Below are 13,012 nucleotides of genomic sequence, written 5' to 3'. Positions count from 1 at the left end.
TTTTCAAGACATGGACTTTGTGCAGCTATAGAGCGCTCTTGGCAGGCTTGTTGAATAGAAATACCTCAGCCTATAAAAGGCGGAAGCGCGGTTCATTGACGTCAATTAAAAAGTCCCTTTATTTGTATTTAGTTATGTAAGCAACAGCCGATAGTGGGCTTAAGGTCCATTGATTTCTCGTCAGGCTGAGGTACGTCATGTTCAATAACGCACTGAAAACGGAACTGGCGGCCAGGATGGCCGATGTAGCAGAGTACAAAGGACTGATCGCTGCACTTGAGAGCTCCATGGCCGTGGTCGAATTCGACTTGAACGGCAAGGTGCTTCGCGCCAACGATAACTTCTTGAAGGCCCTGGGCTATTGCGCCGATGAGGTGGTCGGCAAGTCTCATCGGGATTTTTGCTTGCCGGCATTGACCAGCAGCACAGCGTACAGCGAATTCTGGGCCGAGCTTCGGGCGGGTAAATTCGTTTCCGGCACGTTTCAGCGTATCAATGTCAGCGGGCAGACTATCTGGCTCGAAGCCAGTTATAACCCTGTGCGGGATGAGCGCGGTCAAGTGCTGAAAGTGGTCAAGTACGCGCTGGTCGTCACTGACAAAGTGGCGCAGGAAGCGGCAGCCCGTAGCAAGCTTGTTGCTCTGGATCGGGCCATGGCGGTCATCGAGTTCGACCTGTCCGGTAATGTATTGACCGCTAACGAAAACTTTCTGAATGTCATGGGTTACGGGTTAACAGAACTCAAAGGCAAACATCACCGCATGTTTTGCGAGTCATCCCTTATAAACAGCATTGAGTACACGGACTTCTGGCGTCGACTGAATGCGGGCGAGTTTTTCAGCGGACAATTCAAACGCATCGGGAAGCACGGTCGGGTTTTGTGGTTGGAGGCGAGCTATAACCCGGTCTATGACGCTGACGGCAAGTTAATAAAGATCGTTAAGTTCGCCAGTGATATCACTGAGCGCGTAGAGAAGTTCGAAGCTGACTCACGCGGTGCCTCTCGGGCTTACCATATTTCCGCTGAGACGGAAAAGTTTGCCGAACAGGGCACGTTGGTGATTCAAGAGACCGCCAGTGAGATGCGTCGGATTGCCGACAATATTGGGGCCTCTGCGCGGTTGGTGGGACAACTGGGGGATCGTTCCGAACAGATCACTGCAATCGTCAATACCATTCGCGGGATTGCCGACCAGACCAACCTGCTGGCACTTAATGCGGCCATCGAGGCGGCCCGTGCCGGTGATCAAGGACGTGGTTTTGCCGTGGTAGCCGATGAAGTCAGGCAGCTCGCGGGGCGTACCAGTCGTTCAACGGCGGAAATCGCCGAGATGATCGGCAAGATTCTCTCCGAGACACGTGAGGCGGTCGTCAGCATGAATGCCACCCAGGAAGGCGCGCAACGCGGCGTAACCCTGGCTGATCAAGCCGGCGCTATGATCTTGCAGATTCGCAGTGGCACCAGTGATGCGGTGGAAGCCGTGAGCATGTTCGCTTCCAAACTGGATGAATCCGAAGTGATTCCTAAAACTGCGGTCGGTTGGGTGGGCTAGAAACCCACGGAGATTCAAGGCAAACACCTTGCGCTGTTACATGGACGACCGCCAAACCATGGAGGTCGGAATGAGCCAACTTCCGACCTCCATGCGTCGCGTTTTTTATCTGCCCGAAGACTACTTCACCGACGTTTGCAGCACCTCAATCCATAACGCACCTTTGCCCGACGCCGCTTCACCGACACGTTTCAAGGCGCCGTTACTGCTGATCGCGTAAGTGCCGACCTTTTCGCTTTTCTCGCCCGTCACCAGTAACCAGCGTCCGTTGGGTGAAAAAGCGATATTGCGTGGCTGCTTCTCTGCTACCGGATAGTTGTCGAGAAAGCTCAAGTCGCCTGTTGATGGGTTAACCGCGAATGCCGATACCGAACTGCTGGTGCGCTCGGTCATCAACAGTAGCGTGCCATCGGGCGAGATCCGCAGGTCCGCCGCCCAGATACGTGGTGTGGTGTCGTCCTTCAAGTCGTTGTTACGTGCATCACGCACTTCGCCGTGAGCCAGTTTCAAACGCTCGGGAATGCCATTGGCAACGGCAATCTGAGTCAATGCGCCAGTGCTGCCATTGATTGAAAACGCCGTGACCGTGCCGCTCATTTCACCGACCACATACAGGTATTTGCCATTCGGGGAAAAGGCCAGGTGCCGAGGCCCGGTATTGGCCGGGACACTGATGTAGCCACTACCGATGGGGGTGAGCGCCCCGGTTTTGGCATCAAGGCGATATTGCAGGACCTGGTCCGCGCCAAGATTGCCCGCGTAGGCGAAGCGATTGCTCGGATCGGTACGAACCGAGTGTGCATGCGGGCCTGTCTTGTAGCTCAGGATGCTGGCCGAAGGCTGATAGGCCTTGTCGATGGCCTGAACGCTGACGGTGTCGGCACCGTAGGATGCACCGAGCAGATAGTGTCCTTTTCTGTCGGTAGACAGGTAAGCCATGCTTTGCGCCAGTGGCGCTTTGGACAGGGGAGTCAGATGCCCGCTCTTGGGATTTATGCTGTAGCCCAGCACCTGAAACGGCTTGACCCGCAAGGCGGCAAACAACACTTTGCCGTCAGGGGTGATGGCCATGGGGTTGACCTGATCACCGGCGTTGACCTGTTCAATCAGGCTCAGCGTGCCGTTGCTCTGGTCAAGACGATATTGGGAAATCAGACCGTCGCCTGGGCTCGAGATATAGGCGAAGGTGGCGGCATTGGCTTGCACACTGAGGCTGCAGACAACGGCAGCGGCCATGAGAAGGCGTTTAGACACAGTGATTCCTTATTTTTATGATTGTGGTCAGTCATCCTATGACTCAAGTTGGGTGGCGTCGAACTGTTTTTCTGATGCCCAGGCACGGAGGGGACGTGACGTCCGCTCGGTGGGCTAATGCTGTTCAATTAAGAAAGTTTTGGGGTTGGGGTTGGGGTTGGGGGCATATCCGTTTCTGCGGTCACGGCTGCTATTGGTTCCGCCCTGACGGCGGGTTACTTGGAAAAGCGCCAAGTAACCAAGCGCTTGCGCCCCTGACGTCCGGTGCCTCGCTGTGGCTCGGCATTCCCTCACTCCGGTCCTGCTCCGTGGGCCCGCCGCCATCGGCCATCCATGGCCGGGGGCGGCTAACCCGGCATCCATGCCGGGTTGCCCACTACGCAGAACCTGCGTTCGGCCTTCCGACGGGGCAGATCAAAATCAAAAGCTAAAGGCGAGCTAACGCTCGACCTGAAGAGTGGTGAGGAGCAACAGCTGTGCGCCGATCTGCTTTATGTGGGAGTGAGCCTGCTCGCGATGCTGTAGATCTTGGCTGTTGATCGTTCCCACGCTCCGCGTGGGAATGCATCCCGTGACGCTCCGCGTCACCATCGCGCAAGACTCAAGCCTGGTGTCGACAGCGGAACGCAGAGCGTCCCCGGCGGCATTCCCACGCGGAGCATGGGAACGATCACGACGCGCAAGCGTTGAAGAATCATGTCGGCCGGTAGGCCTCCTCGTTAGCTGTGCTCCGGTCTGCTTTATGTGGGAGTGAGCCTGCTCGCGATGCTGTTGATCTTGGCTGTTGATCGTTCCCACGCTTCGCGTGGGAATGCATCCCGTGACGCTCCGCGTCACCATCGCGCAGGACTCAAGTCTGGTGTCGACAGCGGAACGCAGAGCGTCCCCGGCGGCATTCCCACGCGGAGCATGGGAACGATCACGACGCGCTAGCGTTGAGCAACCAGGCCGGCCCGCAGGCCGCCTCGCTTTGGCTTTTGCGGTGCACGCCCCCTCGTGAGGCCGAGCGCAGGTTCTGCGCAGTGGGCACCGCGGCAAGGATGCCGCGGTAGCCGCCCCCGGCCATGGATGGCCGATGGCGGCGGGCCCACGGAGCAGGACCGGAGCGAGGGCATGCCGAGCCTTGGCGAGGCACCGAACGTCAGGGGCAAGAGCCCTTGGTTACTTGGGGCTTTTCCAAGTGACCCGCTGTAAAAGCGGAACCAATAGCCGCCGTTACCGCAGCAACGGATATGTACCCAACCCAACCCAACCCAACCCCAACCCCAAAACTCTCTTAAGTGAACAGCATTGCCCTCGGTAGCCAACCTTCAGCCAGTCACGGAACCCTGCGGTATCTTCCCGGCAAAACTGTCCACCAGACTTGCCACCACCATCTCGCCCATCCGCGTGCGAGTCTGCAGCGTCGCACTCGCGCGATGGGGCTGCAGCACCACGTTCTCGTTACCAAACAGCACCTCCGGCACGTTCGGCTCATCGACAAACACATCCAGCGCCGCCCCAGCGATTTCGCCGGCCGCCAGTGCAGACACCAGATCCGCCTCATTGACGAGCTTGCCCCGGGCCACGTTGATCAGATACCCACCTTTGCCCAACGCCTGCAGCACCTCGGCATTGATAATGGCTTCAGCCTTGTCGGCCGCGGCGGCGAGAATCAGCGCGTCACTGTTGCTGGCCAACTGTTTCAGATCGGCAAAGAACGTGTGGCTCACATCGCTCATGGGCTGCAGATCGGTGTAACTGATCGGGCAGCCAAAGGCAGCGGCGCGGGTTGCCACGGCACGACCGACCCGGCCCATGCCGACGATGCCGATACGCATGCCTGACACCTGGCGCGCCAGAGGCAAGGGGGCCAATGGTGTCGCGCTGTGGGGCCATTGGCCCGAACGCACGTAACGATCGCTGGTGCACAGCCCGCGACACACGGCAATCAGCAAACCGATGGCCAGGTCGGCGACATCTTCGGTCAACGCGCCGATAGTCGCGGTGACGCGGATCCCACGGTCCCTGGCGTAGGCCAGGTCCACCGCATCGGTGCCGACGCCATTGACCGCCACCACTTGCAGTTTCGGCAACTGCGCCATCAGCGCCTGGCTGATCCCGGTATGCCCGCCGGTGATCACCCCGCGAATGTTGCCACCGTGTTCCTGCAAATAAGCCTGCTTGTCGGCCTGCTGGAAGTAACGTCTGACGGTGAACAACTCATCGAGCCGCGTGTTGATTTCAGGGATCAGGATCGGGCTGAGCTGCAAGACTTCTGGTTTCATGTAAACCTCGCGTAACGGAATAAAAAGGCCGGTTCAACCGCGACCGGCAAACGGCATGGCACTGGCCATGACGGTCATGTTCAGGACGTTCGCCTCCAGCGGCAGACCGGCGATGTAACGCACGGCATCGGCCACATGCTTGACGTCCACCATTGGCTCTACCGCGATGGTGCCGTTGGCTTGGCGCACACCTTTGGTCATGCGCACCGACATCTCGGTCAAGGCGTTGCCGATGTCGATCTGGCTGCAGGCGATGTTGAATTCGCGCCCGTCCAGGGCCAGGGATTTGGTCAGTCCCAGCACCGCGTGTTTGCTGGCGGTGTAGGCGCTGCTGAACGGGCGTGGGGTGTGTGCCGAGATCGAGCCGTTGTTGATGATGCGTCCGCCCTGTGGCTGTTGCCGGCGCATCAGTGCGAAGGCACCACGGGCGCAGAGGAAAACCCCGTTGAGGTTGGTGTCGATCACGTTTCGCCACTGCTCGAACGTCAGTTCATCCAGCGGCACGGCAGGGGCGTTGACCCCGGCGTTGTTGAACACCACGTCGAGGCGTCCGTAGACCTCGCTGATGGTTGCAAACAGCGCATCGACACTGGCCGGATCGCGCACGTCAGTGGGGACCGCCAAGGCTTCGTGGCCCTCGCTGCTCGCCAGGTCGACCAATGCCTGCAGGGGTTCTGGCCGGCGTCCGGCCAATACCAGGGTGAACCCGTCGGCCATCAGGCCCAGGGCCACGGCGCGGCCGATTCCGCTACCGGCGCCGGTGACCAGCGCCACTTTCAAAGGACGGTTCATGTGGTTATCTCCTTTTCAAATTCACGAGGGTGTGTGCCGGGCTCAAGGTCGCTGGCCGACACGCATTTCCAGTTGGCCGATGCCGTCGATCCCGGCGTTGATGATGTCGCCGGGTTGCAGCACATCGACGCCTGCCGGGCTGCCGGTCATGATCAGGTCGCCGGCCCGCAGCGCGACTGATTGCGAGATGCGGCTGATGATTTCACTGACTGACCAGATCTGACTGTCGAGGCTGTCGCGCTGGCGCTCTTGGCCGTTGACGTTCAGCCACAACTCGCCGTCAGGGTGGCCCGCGCGAGTCACCGGCACGATGGCGGTCATCGGCGCGGCGCCGTCGAATACCTTGGCGCCTTCCCATGGCAAACCATTGCTTTTGGCCGAGCGCTGGACATCGCGACGGGTCAGATCAAGACCGGCGGCATAGCCCCAGACATAGGCCAATGCCTGACTCTCCGGAATATTGGCGCCACCCTCGCCAATGGCCACGACCAATTCGATTTCGTGGGCAAACTCTTCGGTCAACGGCGGGAAGGTCACTTCACCCGTCGCCTCCACCACGTTGCTCGCCGGTTTCATGAAGAACACTGGCGGCTGACGGGATTGGCCTTGGGTGTCTGGCCAAGGGTAGTTACGGCCGACGCAAAATACCCGGCCAACGGGAAAGCGCTGCTGGCTACCGGCAACCGGCAAGGTCACGGGCAGATCCGGGGTAAACACATACTCGGTCATGGTCATTTTTTCAGGCGTCCTGTTAGAAACATCAGCGTACGGCGGCAATCTTTTGTGAAGTTGGACGAATGCCGCCTCGTGTTGGAGAAAAACGCTGTCTTGGCTCAGCGCACCTTGAGTTCGATGCGGTACAAGCGACCGAGCAGCAACGAATAGGACAAGGTCCCCATCAGCGCCACGCCACCAATGAACCAGAAGGCGTAGGCAAACGAGCCGGTCGCGTGGACGATGCCGCCAATCACGATCGGGGTGACAATCCCGCCGATGTTGGCGGCCAGGCTGGTGACCCCGCCGGTCAGGCCGATCAGTTCCTTGGGCGCGACTTCCGATACGGCCGCCCACGACGAGGAAGCGATTCCCTGGGCGAAGAAGGCAATGGTCAGCACGGCAATGCAGATCACGTTCGAGTCGGTGAAATTCACCAGCACAATCGACATGCCGAGCATCGAGCCGACCACCAGAGGCAACTTGCGAGCGAAGGACATCGAGTAACCACGGCGTATCAGCAAGTCGGAGATGATGCCTGCGAGCAGAATGCCGACCGTTGCCCCCACGAACGGCAGCACCGCGAAGATCCCGGCCTTGATCATGGTCAGCTTGCGTTCTTCGATCAGGTACGTCGGGAACCAGGTCAGGAAGAAGTACAGCGCCGAGGTGCTGGCGAATTTGCCGATGCAAATCGCCCAGATCTGCCGATAGCTGAATAGCTCGGCGATCTGCCGCCAGTTGAACCGGGTGCGCTCCTGACTGCTCTTGACCAGTCCACCGCCGGCTTCGATGTACTTCAGCTCTTCCTCGCTGACGTTTTTGCAGCTCAGCGGATCGCGGTACACGTAGAGCCAGATCACACCGAACACAATGCCGAGTATCCCGGTGCTGTAGAAAACGTGGCGCCAGTCATAGGTCGTGGCCAGCCATAACAGCGCACCGGTAAACAGGGCGGTGCCCAGATATTGGCCGCACACGTAAATACTGCTGGCCAGGCCCCGTTCCCGGGCCGGGAACCACACCGTCACCGCTCGGCTGTTGGCAGGAAACGCTGGAGCTTCCATGGCACCGACTGCCAGGCGCAGCCCAAACAATGATGCGAATCCTGTGGCAAAGCCTTGGCACACGGTGACGGCCGACCAACTGATCAGTGACACCCCGTAGGTGACCCGGGAACCGAAGCGATCGGCAATGAACCCGGCGGGGACCAGGGCGAGTGCGTAGGTCCAGGCAAACGCGGAAAAAATCAGGCCCATCTCGATTTTGTCCAGCCCCAGATCCTTGGCCATGAACGGTGCGGCAATCGAGATATTTACGCGGTCGATGTAGTTGATGATGGTCGCAATCAGCAGCAACGACAGCATGAACCAGCGCCGACGTGTCGGCAGGCGCTGAGGCAACAGGGCGTCCCGGGCGTCGGCGCTCACCGACGGCGCGGTGGACGGGGAGGTGTGCGAGTTCGACATGAGTAGACCTTTTTATTGTTAGAGGAATCCAGTTGTTCGCGCGCAGCCGAAACCGATGCCCGCAGTGTCGGGGCAGAGCATCGCTACTTGAATGAGAGGCGCGAACAGACGCTGTCAGGCGCTCAGATACGCCTTCGGACAGGCTCGGTCGGGGGAGGGTTGGCGTGGGAAAGAAACAGGTTCATTGCGTGCGCACCTTGTGATTGTTTTTGGAAGGGTCGGGCTGCATTGGCTGTCAGAGTGGTCGTACAACTTCGCAAAATCAACGGAGGCGTTAGATCGTTTTTTCTCCTGAAAACAGCGATTAGTGCAGGTGTCCAAGAAAAATCAAATCCGCTCATTTCCGCGGTTCTGTCTTAAATGTTTTATAAGTTATTGATTGTTATTGATTAATTAATCTGGTGCTGGCGTATTTTTTTGGACAGACGACTTGGCACACACGAATACAATTAATTCTCTGATTTTTGATGTCATCCTATGACGCATTGAATTCGGCCGTGGCGGCCGACACAATCAGCGACGTCGCCGCCTGTTCCGCGGCGCGACGACAACCTGCCCATGTACCTGTCGAGGAGCCTCAGGCGATGTCGTCATCGAGTCGAGTACCCACTTACGTCATGCAGCAACGTAGCGAATTGACGGACTTCTACATCCGCGACAAAAAAGGCCGGAACGCCGAAACCAGCCCGCATCGCCACGAGTATTTCCAGATCCAGGTCAACCTCGGTGGCGATACCGTGCAGCACATCGGCAACGTTGAGCGTCCGTTTCCACGCAACACCCTGGCCTTCATCCTGCCGCATCGTGTGCACGTGATTCCGCATCCGGCTGACAGCAACTTCATGGTGATCAATTTTTCCCAGACCTTTCTGCTGCCGCACTTGCAGTGCGATCCGATGGACCTGGAGGAAGTCTCGATTCTCCTGGCACCGGAGTTGTCGCCGTTCCGCTTTCAGGAGCATCTGGATTTCATTCTGGCCGATGAAGATTTCAGCAAGGTCTGTGGGCTGATCGAACAGATGCGCGTACTCGACGGAAACCGTCAGTTCGGCACCCGCGAGATGCTCAAGGGCTTGCTGTTGCAATTGATTGGAAGTGTCTGCGCCTTGTATGCAGAGCCGTTGAAACGGCTGGCCGAAGAGAATGCCGCCGAAGTCAGCCGACGCGACGCCCTGAGCAGGATGTCGGAGTATTTGCGCAAGAACATCGCCGATCCCGATCTCAACCTGATCAAGGTCGCCGCTGCGACCTACCTGTCGCCGACGTACCTCACGCACTGGTTGCGCAAGGAAATCGGCAAGACGTTCACCGAACTGGTTCTCGAGCGTCGGATGCACGCGGCGCGCAATTATTTACTCAATGGAACGCGGCCGGTGGGGGAGGTGGCGAGGTTGTGCGGCTTCGCCGACGAAGCCTATTTTTCAAGACGCTTCCGCCAGATCCACGGCCAGCCTCCAGGGCAATTCCGGCGTCAGCAACTCAATCCCGATACGCCACAATCACCCTCCAGCACATGACGGTTCAGCACTCGCATCGCTGCTGAAGGGCTTGTGTTCGAATTCGATGGGCTCATGGCGGCTGGAGCGAGCGGTTCGGGTGTTCCTTTTTCACCGACTAGACTAACGTTTGCGACTCAATGCACGCCTTCCAGCGTGAGCCCGACTGCCTCTCAGGGGGCTACCGATGAAAAAACCATGGATCTGCGCTTTTCTGCTGATGGCCCAGTCGGCTCATGCACTGGCTCAAGACGACGCGTCTCAAAAAAACCAGGGATTCTGGCAACTGCAAACCAGCGTCTATACCCGGCACTACTCGCCAGACCCTGACCACAATAACAATCAGGATTTGATCGGGCTGGAGCGCAACGAGCCCTCCGGCTGGTTGTTTGGCGGGGCGACCTTTCGTAACTCGTTCAGCCAGCGCTCTTATTACGCCTACGTCGGCAAGCGCTACGAAAGCGCGGACTACCCGGTGTATATGAAATTGACCGGCGGCGCCGTTGAGGGCTATCACGGCAAATACAAAGACAAAATCCCGCTCAATCACTTCGGCGTTGCCCCCGTGATCATTCCGTCTTTGGGGGTTCATTACGGGCCTGTAACCACCGAGCTGGTGTTGCTCGGTTTCAATGCGGCGCTGGTCACCGCGGGCCTGCGATTCTAAAGAAACTGCGCTGGCGCGCATGCCTGCCGACTGTCCGCAGCGTCGTGGGGTGTTTGCAGTTCGGGCGTAAAATAGGTGCGCAACCTCATCAACAGGAGGCGCCTATGCAAGCGGTCCAAATGAGCACTCAGGCTGCAGAAAACAGAGCTGTCTGGGATCAATACTTTTGTGCTGCATTGATTGCGGAAAGCAACCTGACTGCACCGGTTATCGGCGGTCCGAATTCGAGTCACGAGGACAGGCAGAACCTATTGGTCGAAAGGGCGACCGTTCTCGCGGACAAGATGATGGAACATAGAAGATAAACTGAGCCCAGCCATCGCGCTGGGCTCTTCACGGCAGGGGCCAGGCTTAACCGTTACCCTTGTAGTGACCGCCGCTGATCTTGCTGGTTGGCAAAATAAGCTCCGGCCCTTGGTTGCGAACGTTGCCCACCGCGCGATCTACCTGAAACCATTCAAACGCCTCAGCCGGCTCACCCTCCAGCAGCACCATCTGCTCGGCCCGCTCCTTGGGCGTGGCCGGGTCCAGCCATTCCCGCGCCAGCTCTGGTGCAAGCACGACCGGTCGCCGGTCATGAATGTCCACCATGCCGCCGGCACTGTCGGCGGTGATGATTACAAAGCCGTCATGCTCGCTGGGCTCATGCTCGCCGATGGGGTAATGGCCGATCGCAGCACAGAGAATGGGCGTGCGGTCGTGGTGACGGATCAGATAGGGCTGTTTTTTCGGGCCGCCTTCGTAAACCCACTCAAACCAGTTGTCGATCGCAAGAATCGCCCGGTGCGGCCAGATGTCTTTGAAGAAGGGACCGTGAGCGACTTTTTCCACCCGGGCGTTGATCGGCGCGGCACGGTCCTTGGCCCAGTGTGGGCGCCAGCCCCAACGCACCTTGTCGGCACGCAGGTATTCGCCATCGCGGTGAAAGAGCGCGAGCTGCGTGGTGGGCGCCGCGTTATAGAGCTCCAAAGGCTGATCGCCAGCATCATTGAGCAGGGCGTTGGGGATGCTGAGGGCCGCGACGAAGTCATGAATGCCACGGTACTGGGAAAGGCGTCCGCACATGATTGCACCCTCCTGCTGTGTATTCAGGATAGACCCGTGGCCGGCAGTTTCATTATTTGTTGGATCAGATCGGGGAAGTGGTTGAGGGAGTTTGAATAAGGACTCCCCTGGTCAACGAATACGCCACCCGGGGCGCGGGCGGCGGTATTTCATGCCGCGCGCAACGCAAATAAACAATTAAGTAGCCGTTCGTCGGAACCCGCGCACGATCAAACAGTTAGCAAGTCGATGTAGTAGCCCAAAAAAAACCAGGTTCCTATGCGATCTCTAATTTCCGAAATGCCGAACGGGCGCAAGCTCGTTGATGAGCTTGATGCTGCGACCGAGCAGATGATGTCTATCCCGGTCGAGCTCATCGGTGGCGCTCGGTGGCTGGAAGCCTCCAACCGACAACAACAAGCGTTCAAAAAATGGCAAGCGTATCTGCAGCTCATGGCGGACGGGCGACGACCGACCATCGCGCTCAAAGTCGCATGAATTTCTGCCTCCCGTAGAAAAGCAGGCTCAAGGCTGGCCGTAGTCTTTCAGAGACGGGTTTTACGATTTGCGATGACCGCGTCTCACAGATGCGGCATCAGCTCGCCATGCGCCGCACGCCTCCCTTGCGACGGTTGGACTTTTCCTCGAGGTAGATGGCGAATTCCATGGCCTCCCGGTAACTGGAGCGCAAGGCCCACGTCTTGCCCGTGTATCGCTCGACGACATGGAAAATGCCGAGCTTCTTGGTCACCACCTGATAGCGAACACCACGGCGCGACTTCAATCGGTTACAGCGCCGGAAGAATTCGATGCGGGTTGCGCTGGACGGGCCGAGCAGGGCGCAGAGTTCGTCGATGCGCTGCAGAAAGGATGGATGCATGTCTGATCCTCTAAGTGGGGGAGCATGTATTCGTATGTACTTTTGTCGTTAGTTGTTTGCCTTTTGATGCAGAGGTGAGTTCTGACGGATAAAGGTAGACGTAAAAAAACCACATCGAAACCTGACGGATATTTTTTTTGCAGGCGAGTGGTTCGGCGATCAGCCTTAGGCAGGTCGTGTTTGTTGATGCCGATAGGCTTGCGGGCCTCTTAGCGCGTCAGCCGAGCGCCTGCAGCATGAGTCGCCTGCAACGCGCCTTGCAGGGTACTCATCACCATTTCGAGTAGCAGCTTGCGACGTGCCCTGCCACTTGCCTGGGGTTCCCCGACCCAGGCCGGCAGTTGGTTGAGCAGCGAAACGATCCCGCTCAGGGTGGCACGTCGGGTGGCGCTGGTCGGTTTGCCGGTGAGCTGCTCAATCGTTTCCACCAGATGCTCCTCGTAGCGTCGGCGCAGACTCAGGATCGAGGCGTGCTGTTCGCTGCTCAGGCAATGCAGGTCGTATTCCGCCAGACGGAAATGCGCGCCCATTCGTTCATGCAGCAACAGGTGCGCCTCAAGCAAACCGTGCAGTCGTACCTCAGGTGTGGATTTGCGACGAGTCACCAGACTGGCGCCATGAAGCAACTGTTCATAGAGCTCCTCGATCAGTTCGAACAGCAGGGCTTCCTTGCTTTCGATGTGGTTGTAAATGGAGCCAGCATTAATCCCCAGATAAGTGGCCAGGTCGCGCATGCTGACCCGGCTGAAACCGCACTTGGCGAACAGCTCAAGCGCCTTCTGGCGGGTTTCCAGGTAGCGCGAGTCGATGGCCTGCGGCGTAACGCAATTCGGTCTGGCGCAACGGGACGTGACTGGCTGGGCGAGGGTCATGACA

13 protein-coding genes and 1 pseudogene are annotated in these 13,012 nt (G+C 58.5%); 6 read left to right on the top strand and 8 right to left on the bottom strand.

Annotated features, from left to right (window positions below):
- Positions 1-197: 197 nt before the first annotated feature.
- Together HNR03_RS31790 and HNR03_RS31785 are read left to right on the top strand one after the other, a co-directional pair.
- Positions 198-962 (top strand): annotated as a pseudogene (locus tag HNR03_RS31790) (PAS domain-containing protein); the annotation flags it as partial.
- A 96-nt stretch (positions 963-1,058) separates the two neighbouring features.
- Positions 1,059-1,553: a methyl-accepting chemotaxis protein gene (locus HNR03_RS31785; protein WP_405046041.1), complete on the top strand. Its 495-nt coding sequence runs from the start codon at positions 1,059-1,061 to the stop codon at positions 1,551-1,553.
- Between the two features lie 120 nt (positions 1,554-1,673).
- On the opposite strand, the gene HNR03_RS00335 is transcribed toward HNR03_RS31785, so the two are convergent.
- The 5 genes from HNR03_RS00335 to HNR03_RS00315 form a co-directional block, all read right to left on the bottom strand.
- Positions 1,674-2,807: a lactonase family protein gene (locus tag HNR03_RS00335; protein ID WP_259150023.1), complete on the bottom strand. Its 1,134-nt coding sequence runs from the start codon at positions 2,805-2,807 to the stop codon at positions 1,674-1,676.
- A 1,310-nt stretch (positions 2,808-4,117) separates the two neighbouring features.
- Positions 4,118-5,074, bottom strand: a complete 957-nt coding sequence (locus HNR03_RS00330; RefSeq protein ID WP_259150022.1) for a 2-hydroxyacid dehydrogenase — start codon at positions 5,072-5,074, stop codon at positions 4,118-4,120.
- 33 nt (positions 5,075-5,107) lie between these two features.
- The gene (locus HNR03_RS00325) at positions 5,108-5,866 is read right to left on the bottom strand and encodes an SDR family oxidoreductase (protein WP_259150021.1); all 759 of its coding nucleotides are present in this window, start codon (positions 5,864-5,866) and stop codon (positions 5,108-5,110) included.
- A gap of 42 nt (positions 5,867-5,908) precedes the next feature.
- Positions 5,909-6,601: a fumarylacetoacetate hydrolase family protein gene (locus HNR03_RS00320; RefSeq protein ID WP_259150020.1), complete on the bottom strand. Its 693-nt coding sequence runs from the start codon at positions 6,599-6,601 to the stop codon at positions 5,909-5,911.
- Between the two features lie 98 nt (positions 6,602-6,699).
- The gene (locus HNR03_RS00315; RefSeq protein ID WP_222585824.1) at positions 6,700-8,049 is read right to left on the bottom strand and encodes an MFS transporter; all 1,350 of its coding nucleotides are present in this window, start codon (positions 8,047-8,049) and stop codon (positions 6,700-6,702) included.
- Between the two features lie 584 nt (positions 8,050-8,633).
- Here HNR03_RS00315 and HNR03_RS00310 point away from each other — a divergent pair.
- The 3 genes from HNR03_RS00310 (at position 8,634) to HNR03_RS00300 (ending at position 10,517) form a co-directional block, all read left to right on the top strand.
- Positions 8,634-9,566, top strand: coding sequence for an AraC family transcriptional regulator (locus HNR03_RS00310; RefSeq protein ID WP_259150019.1), 933 nt, complete (start codon positions 8,634-8,636; stop codon positions 9,564-9,566).
- A 166-nt stretch (positions 9,567-9,732) separates the two neighbouring features.
- Positions 9,733-10,212, top strand: coding sequence for a sn-glycerol-3-phosphate transporter (locus HNR03_RS00305; RefSeq protein WP_222585826.1), 480 nt, complete (start codon positions 9,733-9,735; stop codon positions 10,210-10,212).
- A gap of 104 nt (positions 10,213-10,316) precedes the next feature.
- A complete protein-coding gene (locus HNR03_RS00300) occupies positions 10,317-10,517 on the top strand; it encodes a hypothetical protein (protein ID WP_222585827.1) in 201 nt (66 codons plus the stop codon).
- A 46-nt stretch (positions 10,518-10,563) separates the two neighbouring features.
- Here HNR03_RS00300 and HNR03_RS00295 read toward each other — a convergent pair whose 3' ends face one another.
- The gene (locus HNR03_RS00295; RefSeq protein ID WP_259150018.1) at positions 10,564-11,277 is read right to left on the bottom strand and encodes an SOS response-associated peptidase family protein; all 714 of its coding nucleotides are present in this window, start codon (positions 11,275-11,277) and stop codon (positions 10,564-10,566) included.
- A 258-nt stretch (positions 11,278-11,535) separates the two neighbouring features.
- Between HNR03_RS00295 and HNR03_RS00290 the strand changes: the two genes are divergently transcribed.
- Positions 11,536-11,754: a hypothetical protein gene (locus tag HNR03_RS00290; protein WP_259150016.1), complete on the top strand. Its 219-nt coding sequence runs from the start codon at positions 11,536-11,538 to the stop codon at positions 11,752-11,754.
- 97 nt (positions 11,755-11,851) lie between these two features.
- Here the strand turns inward: HNR03_RS00290 and HNR03_RS00285 are convergent, their stop codons facing one another.
- Together HNR03_RS00285 and HNR03_RS00280 are read right to left on the bottom strand one after the other, a co-directional pair.
- On the bottom strand, positions 11,852-12,136 hold the full coding sequence (locus tag HNR03_RS00285; RefSeq protein ID WP_222585830.1) for a hypothetical protein: 285 nt from the start codon (positions 12,134-12,136) through the stop codon (positions 11,852-11,854).
- 209 nt (positions 12,137-12,345) lie between these two features.
- Positions 12,346-13,008 (bottom strand): TetR/AcrR family transcriptional regulator, encoded by a 663-nt coding sequence (locus HNR03_RS00280; protein WP_259150015.1) that lies wholly within the window; start codon positions 13,006-13,008, stop codon positions 12,346-12,348.
- Positions 13,009-13,012 lie beyond the last annotated feature (4 nt).

Source organism: Pseudomonas sp. JAI111, assembly GCF_024809425.1.
Classification (GTDB): domain Bacteria; phylum Pseudomonadota; class Gammaproteobacteria; order Pseudomonadales; family Pseudomonadaceae; genus Aquipseudomonas.
The sequence above is the reverse complement of the archived record's forward strand: the minus strand, read 5'-3'. Positions and strand labels throughout refer to the sequence as shown.